Annotated in this window: 15 protein-coding genes; 11 read left to right on the forward strand and 4 right to left on the reverse strand. The window is 72.3% G+C overall.

The window, feature by feature from the left end; genetic code table 11:
- Positions 1–330 precede the first annotated feature (330 nt).
- The 3 genes from IF37_RS0102445 (at position 331) to IF37_RS0102455 (ending at position 4,197) form a co-directional block, all read left to right on the forward strand.
- On the forward strand, positions 331–1,554 hold the full coding sequence (locus IF37_RS0102445; RefSeq protein ID WP_030735309.1) for an arginine deiminase: 1,224 nt from the start codon (positions 331–333) through the stop codon (positions 1,552–1,554).
- Between the two features lie 61 nt (positions 1,555–1,615).
- The gene (gene argF / locus IF37_RS0102450) at positions 1,616–2,626 is read left to right on the forward strand and encodes an ornithine carbamoyltransferase (RefSeq protein WP_030735311.1); all 1,011 of its coding nucleotides are present in this window, start codon (positions 1,616–1,618) and stop codon (positions 2,624–2,626) included.
- 122 nt (positions 2,627–2,748) lie between these two features.
- Positions 2,749–4,197, forward strand: coding sequence for an amino acid permease (locus IF37_RS0102455; protein WP_030735312.1), 1,449 nt, complete (start codon positions 2,749–2,751; stop codon positions 4,195–4,197).
- On the opposite strand, the gene IF37_RS0102460 is transcribed toward IF37_RS0102455, so the two are convergent.
- Complete coding sequence (locus tag IF37_RS0102460; RefSeq protein ID WP_030735315.1) at positions 4,157–4,594, reverse strand: ATP-binding protein; 438 nt, start codon at positions 4,592–4,594, stop codon at positions 4,157–4,159. The two genes, IF37_RS0102455 and IF37_RS0102460, sit on opposite strands and share 41 nt — an antisense overlap.
- Positions 4,595–4,778: 184 nt before the next feature.
- Here IF37_RS0102460 and IF37_RS0102465 point away from each other — a divergent pair, with 184 nt between their 5' ends.
- The gene (locus IF37_RS0102465) at positions 4,779–5,606 is read left to right on the forward strand and encodes an enoyl-CoA hydratase family protein (protein ID WP_030735317.1); all 828 of its coding nucleotides are present in this window, start codon (positions 4,779–4,781) and stop codon (positions 5,604–5,606) included.
- A gap of 6 nt (positions 5,607–5,612) precedes the next feature.
- The gene (locus tag IF37_RS0102470; protein ID WP_030735323.1) at positions 5,613–7,880 is read left to right on the forward strand and encodes a bifunctional salicylyl-CoA 5-hydroxylase/oxidoreductase; all 2,268 of its coding nucleotides are present in this window, start codon (positions 5,613–5,615) and stop codon (positions 7,878–7,880) included.
- Positions 7,881–7,895: 15 nt separating this feature from the next.
- Here IF37_RS0102470 and IF37_RS0102475 read toward each other — a convergent pair whose 3' ends face one another.
- Together IF37_RS0102475 and IF37_RS0102480 are read right to left on the reverse strand one after the other, a co-directional pair.
- The gene (locus IF37_RS0102475) at positions 7,896–8,708 is read right to left on the reverse strand and encodes a PaaX family transcriptional regulator C-terminal domain-containing protein (protein WP_030735326.1); all 813 of its coding nucleotides are present in this window, start codon (positions 8,706–8,708) and stop codon (positions 7,896–7,898) included.
- Between the two features lie 15 nt (positions 8,709–8,723).
- A complete protein-coding gene (locus tag IF37_RS0102480; protein ID WP_030735328.1) occupies positions 8,724–10,316 on the reverse strand; it encodes an AMP-binding protein in 1,593 nt (530 codons plus the stop codon).
- Between the two features lie 283 nt (positions 10,317–10,599).
- Between IF37_RS0102480 and IF37_RS0102485 the strand changes: the two genes are divergently transcribed.
- The gene (locus tag IF37_RS0102485; RefSeq protein ID WP_030735330.1) at positions 10,600–11,733 is read left to right on the forward strand and encodes an acyl-CoA dehydrogenase family protein; all 1,134 of its coding nucleotides are present in this window, start codon (positions 10,600–10,602) and stop codon (positions 11,731–11,733) included.
- On the forward strand, positions 11,730–12,128 hold the full coding sequence (locus IF37_RS0102490; RefSeq protein ID WP_030735333.1) for a RidA family protein: 399 nt from the start codon (positions 11,730–11,732) through the stop codon (positions 12,126–12,128). Before IF37_RS0102485 ends, IF37_RS0102490 begins: the two co-directional genes overlap by 4 nt.
- 18 nt (positions 12,129–12,146) lie before the next feature.
- Here IF37_RS0102490 and IF37_RS0102495 read toward each other — a convergent pair whose 3' ends face one another.
- Positions 12,147–12,962: a GntR family transcriptional regulator gene (locus tag IF37_RS0102495; RefSeq protein ID WP_030735337.1), complete on the reverse strand. Its 816-nt coding sequence runs from the start codon at positions 12,960–12,962 to the stop codon at positions 12,147–12,149.
- A 303-nt stretch (positions 12,963–13,265) separates the two neighbouring features.
- Here IF37_RS0102495 and IF37_RS0102500 point away from each other — a divergent pair, with 303 nt between their 5' ends.
- The 4 genes from IF37_RS0102500 (at position 13,266) to IF37_RS0102515 (ending at position 17,989) form a co-directional block, all read left to right on the forward strand.
- The gene (locus IF37_RS0102500) at positions 13,266–14,543 is read left to right on the forward strand and encodes an extracellular solute-binding protein (protein ID WP_030735339.1); all 1,278 of its coding nucleotides are present in this window, start codon (positions 13,266–13,268) and stop codon (positions 14,541–14,543) included.
- Between the two features lie 100 nt (positions 14,544–14,643).
- Complete coding sequence (locus IF37_RS0102505; protein ID WP_030735342.1) at positions 14,644–15,642, forward strand: carbohydrate ABC transporter permease; 999 nt, start codon at positions 14,644–14,646, stop codon at positions 15,640–15,642.
- Positions 15,639–16,469, forward strand: coding sequence for a carbohydrate ABC transporter permease (locus IF37_RS0102510; RefSeq protein ID WP_030735345.1), 831 nt, complete (start codon positions 15,639–15,641; stop codon positions 16,467–16,469). The genes IF37_RS0102505 and IF37_RS0102510 overlap by 4 nt, the downstream gene beginning before the upstream one ends.
- An 8-nt stretch (positions 16,470–16,477) precedes the next feature.
- On the forward strand, positions 16,478–17,989 hold the full coding sequence (locus IF37_RS0102515; protein WP_030735348.1) for a glycoside hydrolase family 3 protein: 1,512 nt from the start codon (positions 16,478–16,480) through the stop codon (positions 17,987–17,989).
- The last annotated feature ends 77 nt before the right edge of the window (positions 17,990–18,066 follow it).

Below are 18,066 nucleotides of genomic sequence, written 5' to 3' on the forward strand. Positions count from 1 at the left end.
TCGGCGGCGAGCGGCTGGTGCCGACCGCCGGGGGCGGGGCGGTCACCCTCGCGCCCGCGCCTCGCGCCCGCGCCTCGCGCCCGCGCCTCGCGCCCCGCGCCGCCCCGTGCCCTGCGCGGCGATCTGAGGCGGCCACCGGGCCGGGGCAGGCGGCGCGGAAAGGGACGGCGCGATGAGCCGATGCGGGTGCCGGGCCGGCCCGGGGCAGGCGGCGCCGGAAACGGACGGCACTGCGATCCGAGGCTGGCTGCCGGGCCGGGCCGGGAGCCGGCGGCGCCGGAAACGGACGAGCGGAGGATGAAGGGCGGCCCCGGCGGTCAGGATGGAGACATGGGATTCCACGTCGACTCCGAGGCCGGGCGGCTGCGCCGCGTCATACTGCACCGGCCGGATCTTGAGCTCAAAAGGCTCACCCCCAGCAACAAGGACGCCCTGCTCTTCGACGACGTGCTCTGGGTGCGCCGGGCGCGTGCCGAGCACGACGGGTTCGCCGACGTCCTGCGCGACCGCGGGGTCGCCGTCCACCTCTTCGGGGACCTGCTCGCCGAGACCCTGGCGCTCCCCGAGGCCCGGGCGCTGGTCCTGGACCGGGTCTTCGACGAGAAGGAGTACGGTCCCCTCGCCACCGACCACCTGCGCGCCGCCTTCGACCGGATGACCCCGGACGAGCTGGCCGAGGCGCTGGTCGGCGGCATGACCAAGCGGGAGTTCCTTGACGCCCACGCCGAACCGGCCTCGGTCCGCTTCCACGTCATGGACCTGGACGACTTCCTGCTGCCCCCGCTGCCCAACCACCTCTTCACCCGGGACACCTCGGCGTGGATCTACGACGGCGTCTCGATCAACGCCATGCGCTGGCCCGCCCGCCAGCGCGAGACCGTGCACTTCGAGGCGATCTACCGCCACCACCCGCTGTTCCGGGACGAGGCGTTCCGCGTCTGGTCCCGGGGCCAGGCGGACTACCCCTCCACCATCGAGGGCGGTGACGTCCTGGTGCTCGGCCATGGCGCCGTGCTGATCGGCATGAGCGAGCGCACCACCCCGCAGGCCGTGGAGATGCTGGCGCAACGGCTCTTCGAGGCCGGTTCCGCGCACACCATCGTCGCGCTCGACATGCCCAAGCGACGTGCCTTCATGCACCTCGACACGGTCATGACCATGGTCGACGGCGACACCTTCACCCAGTACGCGGGCCTCGGGATGCTCCGCTCGTACACCATCGAGCCGGGCGACGGCGAGCGCGAGCTGAAGGTCACCGACCACCCCCCGGAGCACATGCACCGGGCGATCGCCGCCGCGCTCGGTCTCGGCGAGATCCGGGTGCTGACCGCCACCCAGGACGTGCACGCGGCCGAACGCGAGCAGTGGGACGACGGCTGCAACGTCCTCGCCGTGGAACCGGGCGTCGTCGTAGCCTACGAGCGGAACTCCACCACCAACACCCACCTGCGCAAACAGGGCATCGAAGTGATCGAGATCCCGGGCAGCGAGCTGGGCCGGGGGCGGGGCGGTCCCCGGTGCATGAGCTGTCCCGTACAGCGGGACGCTGTATAGAAATGTGAAGGATCGTATAGACTTACATAGTCCCCTGTAGTCGTACCCCTGGAGCGCCCCCATGGCGACAGTCCCGACCGCCCTCGCCGGCCGCCACTTCCTCAAGGAGCTGGACTTCACCGAAGAGGAGTTCCGCGGCCTGGTCGAGCTGGCCGCCGAGCTGAAGGCCGCCAAGAAGGCCGGGACCGAGACCCAGTACCTGCGCGGGCGCAACATCGCGCTGATCTTCGAGAAGACCTCGACACGCACCCGCTGCGCGTTCGAGGTCGCCGCCGCCGACCAGGGCGCCCACACCACCTACCTCGACCCGTCCGCGTCGCAGATGGGGCACAAGGAGTCGGTGCGGGACACCGCCCGGGTGCTGGGCCGGATGTTCGACGCCATCGAGTACCGGGGCGACGGCCAGGTGAAGGTCGAGGAGCTGGCGGCGTACGCCGGCGTGCCCGTCTACAACGGCCTCACCGACGAGTGGCACCCCACCCAGATGCTCGCCGACGTGCTCACCATGACCGAGCACAGCGCCAAGCCGCTGCGGGAGATCGCCTTCGCCTACCTCGGTGACGCCCGCTTCAACATGGGCAACTCCTACCTGGTCACCGGCGCGCTGCTCGGCATGGACGTGCGGATCGTCGCCCCGAAGACCTACTGGCCCGCCCCGGAGATCGTGGACGACGCCCGGCGGATCGCCGCCGCCTCCGGCGGCCGCGTCACCCTCACCGAGGACGTCGCCGAGGGCGTCGCGGGCGCCGACTTCGTCGCCACCGACGTCTGGGTCTCCATGGGCGAACCCGCGCAGGTGTGGCAGGAGCGGATCACCGCCCTCAGCCCCTACGCGGTGACCATGGACGTGCTGCGCGCGACGGGCAACCCGGACGTGAAGTTCCTGCACTGCCTGCCCGCCTTCCACGACCTCGGCACCAAGGTGGGCCGGGAGATCCACGAGACCTACGGCCTGCGGTCGCTGGAGGTCACGGACGAGGTCTTCGAGTCCGCCCACTCGATCGTCTTCGACGAGGCCGAGAACCGGCTGCACACCATCAAGGCGGTGCTCGTGGCCACACTCGCCCGGTAAACCCTTGCCTGACCCGCCCGACCAGGCCTTATCCTGGCCGGCGGCCCGGAACCACCCCTTCCGGAGCCGTCGCCGCGGCCCTACGACGGCCGCCCGCACCACCAGAAACGAGCACCACCCGCATGCCCGCCTCCCGTATCAAGTCCCCGCGCCTGCTCGTCGCCGAGTCCGGCGCCGACCGCGAGGGACACGGCCTGAAGCGCACCATGGGCCTCTTCCAGCTCATCTGCTTCGGCGTCGGAGCCATCGTCGGCACCGGCATCTTCGTCGGCCTCTCCGACTCCGTCGCCCAGGCCGGCCCGGCCGTCGTCGTCTCCTTCGTGCTCGCCGCCCTCACCTGCGTCTTCACCGCTTTCTCCTTCGCGGAGCTGGGCGGCGCGATCCCGGTCTCCGGCTCCTCGTACTCCTTCGCGTACGCCGGGCTCGGCGAGTCCACGGCCTTCCTCGTCGGCTGGTGCCTGCTGCTGGAGTACGGCATCTCCATCTCCGCCGTCGCGGTCGGCTGGAGCCAGTACGTCAACGAGCTGCTGCACAGCCTCACCGGCCGGCAGTTCCCGGCGGCCCTGTCGGCCGGGCCCGGCGACGGCGGTGTCGTCAACCTGCCCGCGGTGATCGTCATCGCCCTGGCCTCCCTGCTGCTGGTGCGCGGGGTGCGCGAGAGCGCCCGGGCGACGGCCGCCATGGCCGCGGTGAAGCTCGCCGTCCTGCTCGCCTTCTGCGCCATCGGCTACAGCGCCTTCAAGCACGGCAACCTCACCCCGTTCTCCCCGGCCGGCCTCGGCGGCATCGGCGCCGGCACCACGGCCGCCTTCTTCTCGTACATCGGCTTCGACGCGATCACCACGGCCGGCGAGGAGGCGAAGAACCCGCGCCGGGACGTCCCGGTCGCGATCATGGTCTGCATGGGGCTGGTCACGCTGCTGTACTGCGCGGTCGCGCTCGCCGCGATCGGCGCCATCGGCGGCGACCAGGTCGCCGGCCGCCCGGCCGCCCTGTCCTACGTCGTGGGCGAGGTCACGGGCTCCGCCGTAGGCGGCGGTGTCATCGCCTTCGGCGCGGTCGTCGCCATCGCCTCCGTGGTCCTCGCCGTGATGTACGGCCAGACCCGCATCCTGATGTCGATGTCCCGGGACGGGCTGATCCCGCGCGTCTTCGAGAAGGTCTCCCCGAAGACGGCCACGCCGGTCGCCGGCACGCTGATCGTCGCCGTCGTCTTCGCGCTCCCGGCCGCCTTCGCCTCCCTCGACGCCGTGATGAACCTGTGCACCATCGGCACCCTCGCCATCATGGCCGTCGTCAACGTAGTGGTGATCGCCCTGCGCCGCCGCGAGCCCGGTCTCACCCGCAGCTTCCGCGTCCCGCTCTACCCGGCGGCCCCGCTGCTCGGCATCGCCTTCTGTCTGTACCTGATGTACGAGACCGGCTGGCGGACCTGGCTCCAGTTCGCCGTGTTCCTCGCGGTGGGCCTGCTGGTCTACGCCGTCTACGGCCGCCGGCACTCCACGCTCGCCGGTGTCGCGCCGGAGCGGATCACACCGGCCGCCGCTGAGCGGGAATCACAGGCAGTCTGAACCACACCGCCTTGCCCGACGGGGTGGGGCGGTGACCGCAGGACGAGCTGAGCGCGCGGATCAGCAGCAGCCCGCGCCCGCCCTCCTGCCAGACGTCGGGCTCCTCCAGCACCGGCCGGGTCAGCTGGCCGGGCGGCGCCGGGTCCGGATCGTGCACCTCGACCTGGCAGCCGGTCGGCAGCAGCTCCACCACCAGCTCTATCGGGCCGCGCCCGGCGGTGTGCTCGACCGCGTTGGCCACCAGCTCGGCCGTCAGCAGCTCCGCCGTGTCGCAGTCGGCCACGTGCTCCACCTCGGTGAGGGCCGAGCGCACCAGGGCACGCGCCACGGGCACGGCCGCCGTGGTGTGCGGCAGCGCGATGCGCCAGGAGGCCGGTGCGGCGGGGCTTTCGTGCAAGGCGAGTCCGTTTCGTGGAGCAGGCTGTCCTGCTTTCGACTGAGGGAAATGGTACGGGTCCGCCCGCTTCGGGCCGTCGGCGGGCATACGGCTGTCGCGTCACCGTGACGACGGTCACAAAGAAGTGTTAACTTCGTGGAACAGCGCAACGTACGGCACCGCCCGCCCGAGGAGGCCGCACGTCATGAGTCCCTTCACCGGCTCCGCCGCCCGCACCGCCGACTGGGAGCACCTGCGGGTGCGGCACACCGACGGCATCGCCACCGTCACCCTCACCCGCCCCGACAAGCTCAACGCCCTCACCTTCGGGGCCTACGCCGACCTGCGCGACCTGCTCGCCGAGCTGTCCCGGGAGCGAGCGGTACGGGCCCTGGTGCTGGCCGGCGAGGGACGCGGCTTCTGCTCCGGCGGCGACGTCGAGGAGATCATCGGCGCCACGCTGGCCCTGGACACCGCCCAGCTCCTCGACTTCAACCGGATGACCGGACAGGTCGTCCGCGCGATCCGCGAATGCCCGTTCCCGGTGATCGCCGCGGTGCACGGCGTGGCGGCCGGCGCCGGCGCGGTCCTGGCCCTCGCCGCCGACTTCCGCGTCGCGGACCCCTCGGCCCGCTTCGCCTTCCTCTTCACCCGGGTCGGCCTCTCCGGCGGCGACATGGGCGCGGCCTATCTGCTGCCCCGGGTCGTCGGCCTCGGCCACGCCACCCGCCTGCTCATGCTGGGCGATCCGGTCCGGGCGCCCGAGGCCGAGCGCATCGGCCTGATCAGCGTCCTGACCGAGGAGGGCCGGGCGGACGAGGCGGCCGGCGAGCTGGCCCGCCGCCTGGCCGACGGCCCGGCACTGGCCCACGCCCAGACCAAGGCCCTGCTCACGGCGGAGCTGGACATGCCCCTGGCGGCCGCGGTGGAGCTGGACGCCGCCACCCAGGCGCTGCTGATGAACGGCGAGGACTACGCCGAGTTCCACGCGGCCTTCGTCCAGAAGCGGCCGCCGAAGTGGCGGGGGAGGTGAGCCGGGATGCGCGTGGCGGTCATCGGCGGCGGCCCCGGCGGCCTGTACGCCGCCGCCCTGCTGAAACGGCTGGACCCGGCGAGGCGAGTCACCCTCTGGGAACGCAACGCGCCCGACGAGACCTTCGGCTTCGGCGTGGTCCTGTCCGACGAGACGCTCGGTGGCATCGAACACGCCGACCCCGCCGTCCACGCGGCCCTGCGGCGCGACTTCGTCCGCTGGGACGACATCGACATCGTGCACCGGGGCGTGCGGCACCGCTCCGGCGGCCACGGTTTCGCAGCGCTCGGCCGGCACCGGCTGCTGGAGATACTGCACGACCGCTGCCGCTCCCTCGGCGTGGAGCTGCGGTTCTCCACCGAGGCCCCGGACGCCGGCCGGCTCGCGGCGGACCACGACCTCGTCATCGCCGCCGACGGTGTGCACAGCACCACCCGAGACACCTACGCGCATGTGTTCCGCCCCCAGGTGACCACCCACCGCTGCCGCTACATCTGGCTCGCCGCCGACTTCGCCTTCGACGCCTTCCGCTTCGAGACGGCGGAGACCGAACACGGCGTGCTGCAACTGCACGGCTACCCCTACGCGGCCGACGCCTCCACCGTGATCGTCGAGATGCGCGAGGAGGTCTGGCGGGCGGCCGGATTCGACGGACTCCCGCCGCGGGAGTCCGTCGAACGCTGCGCCAAGCTCTTCGCCGACGCGCTCCGCGGGCGCCCCCTGCGCTCCGGCACCTCCACGTGGACGGCCTTCCGCACGGTCGTCAACGAGCACTGGTCGCACGGCAACGTCGTCCTCCTCGGCGACGCCGCCCACACCGCCCACTTCTCCATCGGCTCCGGCACCAAGCTCGCCGTCGAGGACGCGCTGGCCCTGGCGGCCTGCCTGCGGGAACAGCCCGACACACCGAGCGCGCTCGCCGCCTACGAGGAGGAGCGGCGGCCCGTCGTCGCCTCCACCCAGCGGGCCGCCCGGGCCAGCCTGGAGTGGTTCGAGAACCTGCGGCTGTACCTGGACCAGCCGCCCCGCCGGTTCGCCTTCAACCTGCTCACCCGCAGCCGCCGCGTCACCCACGGCAACCTCCGGCTGCGCGACGCCCGCTTCACCGGCGCGGTGGAGCGCGAGTTCGGCTGCCCGCCGGGCACACCCCCGATGTTCTCCCCGTTCCGGCTGCGCGGCCTCACCCTGCGCAACCGGGTCGTCGTGTCACCGATGGACATGTACTCCGCCACCGACGGCGTCCCCGGCGACTTCCACCTGGTCCATCTGGGCGCCCGCGCCCTCGGCGGGGCCGGCCTGGTGATGACCGAGATGGTGTGCGTCAGCCCGGAGGGCCGCATCACCCCCGGCTGCGCCGGTCTCTACACCGGCCGGCAGGCCGACGCGTGGCGCCGGATCACCGACTTCGTGCACCGCCGGGCACCGGGCGCCGCGATCGGCGTACAGCTCGGGCACTCCGGCCGCAAGGGGTCCACGAAGCTCATGTGGGAGGGCATGGACGAGCCGCTGCCCACCGGCAACTGGCCCGTCGTCGCCGCCTCCCCGCTGCCGTACCGGCCGGGCGGCCAGATCCCGCGGGAGCTGTCCCGCGCCCAGCTCACCGACATCCGCGAGCAGTTCACGGTCGCCGCCTGGCGGGCCGCCCGGGCCGGCTTCGACCTGCTCGAACTGCACTGCGCCCACGGCTACCTGCTCTCCGGCTTCCTCTCCCCGCTCACCAACCGGCGCACCGACGCCTACGGCGGCCCGCTGGAGCGGCGGCTGCGGTTCCCGCTGGAGGTCTTCGACGCCGTCCGCGCGGTGTGGCCGGCGGAGCGGCCGATGACCGTGCGCATCTCCGCCACCGACTGGGCCGACGGCGGCACCACCGTCGAGGACGCCGTCGGGATCGCCCGCGCCTTCGCCGCGCACGGCGCCGACGCCATCGACGTGTCCACCGGACAGGTGGTGGCCGAGGAGCGGCCGGAGTTCGGGCGGTCGTACCAGACGCCCTACGCCGACCGGATACGGCAGGAGGTCCGCGTCCCGGTGATCGCGGTCGGCGCCATCTCCTCCTGGGACGACGTCAACTCCCTGCTCCTGGCCGGCCGCGCGGACCTGTGCGCGCTGGCCCGCCCGCACCTGTACGACCCGCACTGGACCCTGCACGCGGCGGCCGAACAGGGCTACACGGGCCCCGGCGCGACCTGGCCCGCCCCCTACCGGGCCGGCGACCGCCCTCCGCCCACCGGCCGCACCGACACCCCGAAACCCCGGCTCGGCCTGGAGAGTTGAGGCCGCCGTCCCGGCTCAGAGACCGGCGAACCGCGCGCCCGCGTCCCGCAGGCGGACGTGCAGGGCGTGGAAGACCTCCGCCGCGCGGACGCCCGGCCAGTCGGCCGGCAGCAGCCCGGTGGGCAGACCGGGGTCGCTGTAGGGGAGGTGGCGCCAGGAGTCGAGCGCGAGGAGGTAGTCGCGGTAGGCATCCTCGGGCGGGGTGTCGGCGCGCTCCTCCCAGGCATGCAGGACCGGCGCGTGCAGGTCCAGGAAACGCTCGTGCTCCTTGGCGATCGCGGCCAGGTCCCACCAGCGGGCCACCGCCTCGGCCGTGGGCGCGAAACCCAGGTGCTCGCCGCGGAAGAGGTCCACGTACGGATCGAGCCGCAGCCGGCGCAGGGTGTGCTCCGTCTCCTCGTACAGCCGGGCCGGGGCGATCCACACCCCGGGCGCCGCGGTGCCGAAGCCGAGCCCGGCCAGTCGGGAGCGCAGTACGTGCCGCTTCTGCCGCTCCGACTCGGGCACCGAGAACACCGCGAGCACCCAGCCCTCGTCCGCCACGGCCGTCCCGGCGTAGATGCGCCGGTCGCCGTCCGCCATCAACTGCCGTGCCTCGGCGGACATCTCGTACCCGGCCGCGCCGGACTCCGTACGGGCCGGCAGCAGCAGACCGCGCCGCTTGAGCCGGGACACCGAGGAGCGTACGGACGGCGCGTCCACGCCGACCGCGGCCAGGAGCCGGATCAGCTCGGCGACGGGCACCGGGCCGGGCACGAAGCGGCCGTACGCGCCGTAGAGCGTGACGATGAGGGACCTGGGGGCGTGCTGCTCGGACACGTTGATCATTTTAGGTCGTCGGCATCACTGCTGGTCACCCTGGGTGCGCAGCAGGAAGCGTTGCAACTTGCCGGTCGCCGTGCGGGGCAGCGCGTCGAGGAAGACGAACTCCCGCGGACACTTGTAGGGCGCGAGTTCCCCGAGGAGGAACGCCCGCAGCGCCTCCGGGTCGGGCGCGACGCCGGGCCGCAGCACGGTGTACGCCACGACCACCTGGCCGCGCAGCTCGTCGGGGCGGCCGACGACCGCCGTCTCCGCCACGTCGGGGTGGCGCAGCAGCGTGTCCTCCACCTCCGGGCCGGCGATGTTGTACCCGGCGGAGATGATCATGTCGTCGGCGCGGGCGACGTAGCGGAACCAGCCGTCGGCCTCGCGGACGTAGGTGTCGCCGGTGATGTTCCAGCCGCCCCGGACGTACTCCCGCTGCCGCGGATCGGCGAGATAGCGGCAGCCGACCGGGCCGCGCACGGCGAGCAGCCCGGGCTCGCCGTCGGGCACCGGCCTGCCGTCGGCGTCCTGGACGCGCGCCTGCCAGCCCGGTACCGGTACGCCCGTGCGGCCGGGCCGGATCCGCTCGTCGGCGGCGGAGAGGAAGATGTGCAGCAGTTCGGTCGCGCCGATGCCGTTGATGATGCCGAGGCCCGTGCGGTCGTGCCAGGTCCGCCAGGTGGCCACGGGCAGGTTCTCGCCGGCCGACACACAGCGCCTGAGGGACGAGACGTCGTGCCCCTCCAGGTGCGCCAGCATGGCGCGGTAGGCGGTCGGCGCGGTGAAGAGGACCGAGACGCGGTGCTCGGCTATCGCGGGGAGCAGCTGCCGGGGGCCGGCCTGTTCGAGCAGGAGCGCACTGGCTCCGGCACGCAGCGGGAAGACCACCAGTCCGCCGAGGCCGAAGGTGAAGCCCAGCGGGGGGCTGCCGGTGAAGACATCGTCCTCGTGGGGGCGCAACACATGCTTCGAGAAGGTGTCGGCGATCGCCAGCACATCACGGTGGAAGTGCATACACCCTTTCGGGCGACCGGTGGTGCCGGAGGTGAACGCGATCAGGGCGACGTCGTCGGCGGCGGTGTCCACCGCCGGGTAGGGCGTGCTCGGAGCCGGGCGGCGCAGCAGGTCCTCCGGGGCGTCACCGCCGTACGTCGTCACGCGCAGCCCCGGTATCGCCGCCTTCGCCAGGTCGTCCACCGCCCGGACGTCGCACAGCGCGTGCCCGACCCGGGCGATCGCGCACAGGGCCGCCAGCTCGGGCGGGCGCTGCTGGGCCAGCACGGTGACCGCGATCGCGCCCGCCTTCAGAACCGCCAGCCAGCAGGCGGCGAGATGGGGCGTGGTGGGCCCGCGCAGCAGCACCCGGTTGCCCGGGACCACGCCGAGCGGGCCGGTGAGCAGATGCGCGATCCGGTCGACCCGGGCGCGCAGCTCGGCATAGCTCCAGGTGGGGCCGGCCGGAGTACGGAACGCAGGCCGGTCCGGTTCGGCGTGGTCCAGGAGTTCCACCGCGCAGTTCATCCGGTCGGGGTACCGCAACTCCGGCAGGTCGAACCGCAGCTCGGGCCACTCGTGCGGCGGCGGCAGGTGATCGCGCGCGAACGTGTCGACGTGGGCCGAGAGATGCATGCCGGTGCGCCCCCTTGCCGTGACAGATGTCCGAACGGGCTTCCTGGTGGGCTCGCGCTCCCCCGGAAGGGGGGACCTTCAGCGTATCGTGTTGATGACGGCGGTCAACTGTCCGCGATACCGTCGGAGCGGAACGGACGGAACGGAACGCAACGGATGGACCCCGGGAGCGGCCGGGACCGCCGCGACGGCCCCGGGAGCGGCCGGGGGCGGTCCGTGGCGGGCCGGCCCGGGAGGTGGGCGGGGCGGTCGTGGTGGCCGTCCCCCGGAGGGAGGACCGGCCGTGTCCGTATTCTCGCTCGGAGCGGAGCAGACCGCCTGGTGTGCCGAGCTGCGCACGCTCGCCGGCGAGCGGCTGCGCCCGCTCGCCGACCGGGGTGAACCCGGCCGCGTCAACCGGCCGCTCCTCGCCGAACTCGGCCGGCTGGGCCTGCTCCGGCGGCTGTTCGACTCCGGCGCGCTGGAGCTGTGCCTGATGCGCGAGTCCCTCGCCCAGCGCTGCACCGAGGCCGAGACCGCCCTGGCCCTCCAGGGCCTCGGCGCCCACCCGGTGCACGCGTACGGCACCCCCGCCCAGCGGGAGCGCTGGCTGCCCCGGGTCGCCGACGGCGGCGCGGTCGCCGCCTTCGCGCTGAGCGAGCCCGGAGCCGGTTCGGACGCGGCGGCGCTGTCCCTGGCCGCCGAGCCCGACGGCGACGGCTGGCGGCTCACCGGCGCCAAGTGCTGGATCTCCAACGCCCCCGAGGCCGACTTCTACACCGTCTTCGCCCGCACCGCACCCGGCGCCGGAGCCCGTGGGGTGACCGCCTTCCTCGTCCCCGCCGACCGCCCCGGACTCACCGGGGACGCGCTGGAGATGCTCTCGCCGCACCCCATCGGCGCGCTCGACTTCGACGCCGTGCCCGTGACCGCCGCCGACGTCCTCGGCGGGCCCGGCCGCGGATTCGCCGTCGCCATGGGCACCCTCGATCTCTTCCGCCCCAGCGTCGGCGCGTTCGCGGTCGGCATGGCCCAGGCCGCGCTGGACGCCACCGTCGCCCACACCGGTCGGCGCGAGGCGTTCGGCGGCCCGCTGAAGGACCTCCAGGCGGTCTCCCACCAGGTCGCCGAGATGGCGCTGCGCACCGAGGCGGCCCGGCTCATGGTCTACGCGGCGGCGGCCGCGTACGACGCGGGAGCCGCCGACGTGCCGCGCCGCGCCGCGATGGCCAAGCTGTTCGCCACCGAGGCCGCGCAGTTCGTCGTCGACACGGCCGTCCAGTTGCACGGCGCCCGCGCCCTGCGCCGCGGCCACCTCCTCGAACACCTCTACCGCGAGGTCCGCGCGCCCCGCATCTACGAGGGCGCGAGCGAGGTGCAGCGCGGCATCATCGCCAGGGAGCTGTACGCCACGGCGGGGCGGGAGGCCACCCGGTGACCGCCGAGCGCGTCAACCCGCCCGAGCTGTCCCCGCCCACCGGCTTCTCCCACGCCGTCGTCGCCACCGGCTCCCGCGTGGTGTTCCTGGCCGGGCAGACCGCCCTCGACGGCGACGGGGAGATCACCGGGGAGACGCTGCCCGACCAGTTCGAGCAGGCGCTCGGCAACCTCCTCGCCGCCCTGCGCGCGGCCGGCGGCACCCCCGCCGACCTCGCCCGGGTCACCGTCTACGCCACGGACGTCGCCGCGTACCGCGTCCACGCGCGCCGGCTGGGCGCGATCTGGCGGCGGGCGGCGGGCCGCGACTACCCGGCGATGGCCGTGGTGGAGGTCGTACGGCTGTGGGACGAGCGGGCGCTGGTGGAACTGGACGGGTTCGCCGTACTGCCGTAGCCCCCGCGGCCCGCGGTCTCAGACCCGGCCGAACCCCTCGTCCGGCGGGGCCGTCCTGGGCCGGACCACCGGGGGGCCCGGCCGGCGCAGGGCGGCGACGAACTTGTAGCGGGAGCCGCGGTAGACCGAGCGCACCCACTCCACCGGCGTGCCCTCGGCGTCCCGCGAGTGCCGGGACAGCAGCAGCATCGGCAGCCCCACGTCGGTGGCGAGGAGCTGTGCCTCGCGCGGGGTCGACAGCGAGGTCTCGATGGTCTCGTCGGCCTCGGCGAGATGGACGCCGTACACCTCGGCGAGCGCCGTGTACAGCGACGGGTAGGTGGCCAGGGAACGGCGCAGGTCCGGGAAGCGCCGCACGGACAGGTGGGTGGTCTCGATCGCCATCGGGTCGCCGCTGGCCAGCCGCAGCCGCTCGATGCGCAGCACCCGCTCGCCGATCCGGATGCCGAGCAGGCCCGCGAGTTTCTCGTCCGCCGGGATCTCCCCGAGGTCCAGCGTCTGGGAGGCGGGGGTGAGGCCCTGGGCGCGCATGTCCTCGGTGTGCGAGGTGAGCTGGAGCGTGCGGTACAGCTTGGGCTGGGCGACGAAGGTGCCCTTGCCCTGGATGCGGTTGAGCCGGCCCTCGCCCACCAGTTCCTGGAGCGCCTGCCGGACGGTGGTCCGGGAGGTGTCGAACCGGACGGCGAGCAGACGTTCCGCGGGCATGGCCGAACCGGGTTGCAGTGCCTCGGCCATGGACAGCAACTGCTGTTTGATCCGGTAGTACTTCGGTACGCGCGCGGTGCGGCCGGACGCCCCCGTGTGCGGCTGGGCGGTGCTGACGTCGGTGGTCATGCCTGCCTTCCCGGCTGTGTCGATGGGCTCCCGTTATAGCGACCAACTCACGTATGGTCTAGTCCAACTGAACGGTCCGGGCGAAAGGGACCGAAACGCGGACGGACGCGCTCCGGTGACTTTCTCGTAACGGCCGGGACCGGCCCCCCGAACCACCCTTGACACTCCAAAAGGTCTAGGCCAAGCTCCACCGTACTGGTCTACACCATTAGTGACCAGGTCCCGAGCCCTACGTGCAACAGCGTCGTACGCAGGTCACCGCCGAGGGCGTGGGGGGTTAGTGGCATCCCTGAGGAGGGTGGCGTGAAGCGCAAGCTTGCGGCCGCGATCGCAATCGCGGGCATGATGGTCTCCGTGTCGGCGTGCGGCGGGGGCGACGACGATGACACGAAGAACGCGGGTCCGGACAGCTTCAAGGGCCAGACGCTCACCGTCTGGGCGATGGACGGCTCCACGCCCGACCAGTGGGTCAAGGACGTGACGGCCGCCTTCGAGAAGAAGACCGGCGCCAAGCTCAAGTTCGAGACGCAGAAGTGGGACGGGATCCAGCAGAAGATCACCACCGCCCTCTCCGAGTCCAACCCGCCGGACGTGATCGAGGTCGGCAACACCCAGACCCCGGGCTACGCGGTCACCGGCGGCCTGGCCGACCTGAGCGACCTGAAGAAGGAGATCGGCGCCGACTGGACGCCGTCGGTCTCCCAGTCCTCCGTCTACGACGGCAAGCAGTACGCCGCTCCGTGGTACTTCGTCAGCCGCACGGTCATCTACAACAAGAAGATCTGGGCCGAGGCCGGCATCAAGGACACCCCGAAGACCCGGGACGAGTTCTTCAAGGACCTGGAGACCATCGGCAAGAAGACCGACGCCGAGCCGATCTACCTGCCCGGCCAGAACTGGTACTTCTTCGACGGCCTGACCATCGGCCAGGGCGCCGATCTGGTGAAGAAGAACGGCGACAAGTACGTCTCCAACCTCGACGACCCCAAGGTCGCCAAGGCGATGGAGATCTACAAGAAGTACGCCTCCTACTCCAAGGCGCCGAAGGACAAGGACGAGGCCACCCCGCAGCAGGCGGAGGTCTTCGCCAAGGGCAAGACCGGTGCCTTCATCGGCCTCGGCTGGGAGGCCGGCACGGCCGTCGCGGCCAACAAGGACATCGAGAAGGAGATCGGCTACTTCACGATCCCGGGCGAGACCGCGGACAAGCCCGAGAGCGTCTTCCTCGGCGGCTCCAACCTCGCCGTCGCCGAGGGCAGCAAGAAGAAGCCCCTGGCCGAGGAGTTCCTGAAGATCGCCCTGTCCGACCAGTACGAGGGCGAACTGGCCAAGCTCAACGGCGTCATCCCGAACAAGAAGTCCCTGGAGACCAACCTCAAGGGCAACGCCTTCGCCGAGGCGTCCGCCCCGGGTGCCGCGCAGGGCGGCACCACCCCCCTGATCCCCGAATGGGGCGCGGTGGAGAACAACCCGAACCCGATCAAGTCCTACATGACGGCCGTGCTGAACGGTAAGTCCCCGTCGGACGCCGCGGGGCAGGTCGAGGCCGAGATCAACAAGCGCCTGGCCCAGGAGAACTGATGACCCGCCGGGGGCGCCCTCACCAGGCGCCCCCGGCTCCATGCGCCGTACGCACACGCGGCGGATGGAGTTCGTACGGCCACGGAAGAGATGGCAACTGATGTCAGTGCAGACCGAAGGCACGGACACGGCCGGGGCGCCCGCTGTCCGCAAGGCCCGGGTACCGGCGCCGCCGCGGGGTGGGACCCCCGCCTCCGGCACCCCGTCCCGCCGCGGGGCCGCCGCCCCTTACCTGCTCCTGCTGCCCGCGCTGCTGGCCACCGTGGTGCTCCTCGGCTGGCCCCTGGTCAAGAACGGCATGCTGTCGTTCCAGAACCTCAACCCGCGGCAGCTCATCCAGCACCTCACCGAGTGGAACGGCGTCGACAACTACCGGGAGGTGTTGTCCGGGTCGGATTTCTGGCGCGTCGTCGAGCGCTCCGTCCTCTTCACCGCCGCCAACGTCGTGCTCATCATGGTGGCCGGCACCCTGACCGGGCTGCTGCTGGCCCGCCTCGGCAAACGGATGCGGCTGCTGCTCATGGTGGGCCTCGTCCTCGCCTGGGCGATGCCGGTCATCGCCGCCACCACCGTCTACCAGTGGCTGTTCGCCCAGCGCTTCGGCGTCGTCAACTGGGTCCTGGACAAGCTCGGCTGGCACTCCATGGCCGAACACAACTGGCTGGAGACCCAGTTCTCCACCTTCGCCGTGGTCACCCTGCTGATCGTGTGGCAGTCCATCCCCTTCGTGGCGATCAACCTCTACGCCGCCACCACCACGATCCCCAGGGAGCTGTACGAGGCCGCCTCCCTGGACGGCGCCAACGCCTGGAAGGGCTTCACCTCGGTGACCCTGCCCTTCCTGCGGCCCTTCCTCTACGCCACGACCTTCCTCCAGGTCATCTGGGTCTTCAAGTCCTTCGCCCAGATCTTCGCGATGAACGAGGGCGGCCCCGACCACCTCACCGAGACCCTGCCGATCTACGCCTTCGTCCAGGGCGTGGGCAACCAGCACTACGGAGTCGGCGCGGCGATCTCCTTCCTGACCATCCTGGTCCTGCTCGTCATCACCTCGTACTACCTGCGCATGGTGCTCAAGCAAGAGGAGGACGAGCTGTGAAGCGCTCGCTCTTCGGCCGCATCTGGCCCAACGCGACCGCCGTCGTCCTCTTCGTCGGCTTCGTGTTCCCCGTCTACTGGATGTTCGCCACGGCCTTCAAGCCCACCGGCGACATCATCACCGACGACCCGGTGTGGTTCCCGACCGACGCCACCCTGGAGCACTTCAAGAAGGCCGTCGACGCCGACCACTTCTGGACCCTGGTCCTCAACTCGGTCACCGTCACCGTCCTGTCGGTGGTGTTCTCGCTCGTCATCGCCCTGTTCGCGGCCTTCGCCCTCGCACGTATGCGGTTCAAGGGCCGCCGCGGGCTCATCGTGACGTTCATGCTGGCGCAGATGGCCCCCTGGGAAGTCATGATCATCGCCATCTACATGCTCGTCCGCGACAACGACATGCTGGACAGCCTGGTCCCGCTCACCGTCTTCTACACGATGATGGTGCTCCCGCTGACCATCCTGACACTGCGCGGCTACGTCGCCGCCGTGCCCAAGGAGCTGGAGGAGTCCGCGATGGTCGACGGCTGCACCCGCCTCCAGGCCTTCGTCAAGGTGATCTTCCCGCTGCTCGCGCCCGGCCTGATGGCGACCTCCCTGTTCGGCTTCATCACCGCCTGGAACGAGTTCCCGCTCGTCCTGATCCTCAACAAGTCCGCCGAGAAGCAGACCCTGCCGCTGTGGCTGTCGCAGTTCCAGACCGCCTTCGGCGACGACTGGGGCGCCACCATGGCCGCCTCGTCCCTGTTCGCGCTGCCCATCCTGATCCTCTTCATCTTCCTGCAACGCAAGGCTGTCAGCGGTCTGACCGACGGCGCCGTGAAGGGATGACGCGTCCGATGACCACCATCGCCACCACCGCGTCCAGCAGCGGCTCCGCCGCCGGCGACGACCTCACCCGTGACGCCCTCGCGGTGCTCCAGCCGGGGTTCGACGGCCACACGGCGCCCGACTGGGTCCGCCGCCGGCTCGGCGAGGGCCTGGCCTCCGTCGCCCTGTTCGGCCGCAACGTCGTCAGCGAGGAGCAGGTCACCGCGCTCACCGCGCAACTGCGCGCCGAGCGGGAGGACCTGCTGGTCGCCATCGACGAGGAGAGCGGCGACGTCACCCGCCTCGACGTGCGCACCGGCTCCTCCTTCCCCGGCAACCACGCCCTCGGCGCCGTCGACGACCCCGAGCTGACCCGGGCGGTCTCCCGCGAGCTGGGCCGGCGCCTGGCGGGCTGCGGCGTCAACTTCGACTGGGCGCCCTCCGCCGACGTCAACGCCAACCCCGACAACCCCGTCATCGGCGTCCGCTCCTTCGGCGCGAGCACCGACCTGGTCGCCCGGCACACCGCGGCCTGGGTCGAGGGCCTCCAGTCCACCGGCGTCGCCGCCTGCACCAAGCACTTCCCGGGCCACGGCGACACCAACGTCGACTCGCACCACGCCGTACCCCGCATCGACGTCGACGCCGATACCCTCTACGCCCGCGAACTCCCGCCGTTCCGCGCGGCCATCGCCGCCGGCACCCGGGCCGTCATGAGCGCGCACATCCTCGTGCCCGCCCTCGACCCGGACCGCCCCGGCACCCTCTCCCGCCGCATCCTCACCGAGCTGCTGCGCGGCGAACTCGGCTACCAGGGCCTGATCGTCACCGACGGCATCGAGATGCGCGCCATCTCCGGCACCTACGGCCTGGAACAGGGCGTGGTCCTCGCCATCGCGGCCGGCGCCGACGCCATCTGCGTCGGCGGCGGCCTGAACGATGAGGGCACCGTGCTGGTGCTCAGGGACGCGCTCGTGGCCGCCGTGCGCTCCGGTGAACTGCCCGAGGAACGGCTCGCCGACGCGGCGGCCCGGGTGCGCGACCTCGCCGCCTGGACCGCCGCGGCCCGCGGCAGGGCGGAGCAGACCGCGCCCGACCCGGAGATCGGCCTGGTCGCGGCCCGCCGCGCGCTGACCGTGACCCGCGCCGGCGCCCCCGCGCCGGTGACCGAGCCGGTCTACGTCGCCCGGTTCAACCCGGCCCCGAACATCGCCGTCGGCGACCAGACCCCGTGGGGCGTCGCCGCCGAACTGGAGCGCCGGCTGCCCGGGACCGACTCCGCCTCCTTCACCGGCGAGGGCGCCGGCGAAGCCGCGCTCGCCGCGGCCGGCGGACGCCGGATCGTCGCCGTGGTCCGCGACGAACACCGGCACCCCTGGATGCGCTCCGCGCTCGACACCCTGCTCGCCGCCCGGCCCGACACCGTCGTGGTCGAGATGGGCCTGCCGCAGGCGCCGCCGCGCGGCGCCCTGCACATCGCCACCTACGGCGCCGCCCGCGTGTGCGGCCTGGCGGCGGCCGAAGCCGTACTCGCCGGCTGACTCGCCGCCCACGGCCGCCCGCACCACCCGCGGGCGGCCGACACATCCCCACCTCCTTTTCCCTCCCGCCTTTCCTT

The sequence above is a fragment of the Streptomyces sp. NRRL S-31 genome, from assembly GCF_000718775.1.
Lineage (GTDB): Bacteria > Actinomycetota > Actinomycetes > Streptomycetales > Streptomycetaceae > Streptomyces.

Bases quoted from the DNA above. Each gene is read 5' to 3' on its own strand.
- IF37_RS0102515 (WP_030735348.1), top strand. From the start codon at position 16,478: ATGACCACCATCGCCACCACCGCGTCCAGCAGCGGCTCCGCCGCCGGC.
- IF37_RS0102480 (WP_030735328.1), bottom strand. From the start codon at position 10,316: ATGCATCTCTCGGCCCACGTCGACACGTTCGCGCGCGATCACCTGCCG.
- IF37_RS0102475 (WP_030735326.1), bottom strand. From the start codon at position 8,708: ATGATCAACGTGTCCGAGCAGCACGCCCCCAGGTCCCTCATCGTCACG.
- IF37_RS0102505 (WP_030735342.1), top strand. From the start codon at position 14,644: ATGTCAGTGCAGACCGAAGGCACGGACACGGCCGGGGCGCCCGCTGTC.
- IF37_RS0102470 (WP_030735323.1), top strand. From the start codon at position 5,613: ATGCGCGTGGCGGTCATCGGCGGCGGCCCCGGCGGCCTGTACGCCGCC.
- IF37_RS0102495 (WP_030735337.1), bottom strand. From the start codon at position 12,962: ATGACCACCGACGTCAGCACCGCCCAGCCGCACACGGGGGCGTCCGGC.
- IF37_RS0102445 (WP_030735309.1), top strand. From the start codon at position 331: ATGGGATTCCACGTCGACTCCGAGGCCGGGCGGCTGCGCCGCGTCATA.
- IF37_RS0102465 (WP_030735317.1), top strand. From the start codon at position 4,779: ATGAGTCCCTTCACCGGCTCCGCCGCCCGCACCGCCGACTGGGAGCAC.
- argF (WP_030735311.1), top strand. From the start codon at position 1,616: ATGGCGACAGTCCCGACCGCCCTCGCCGGCCGCCACTTCCTCAAGGAG.
- IF37_RS0102455 (WP_030735312.1), top strand. From the start codon at position 2,749: ATGCCCGCCTCCCGTATCAAGTCCCCGCGCCTGCTCGTCGCCGAGTCC.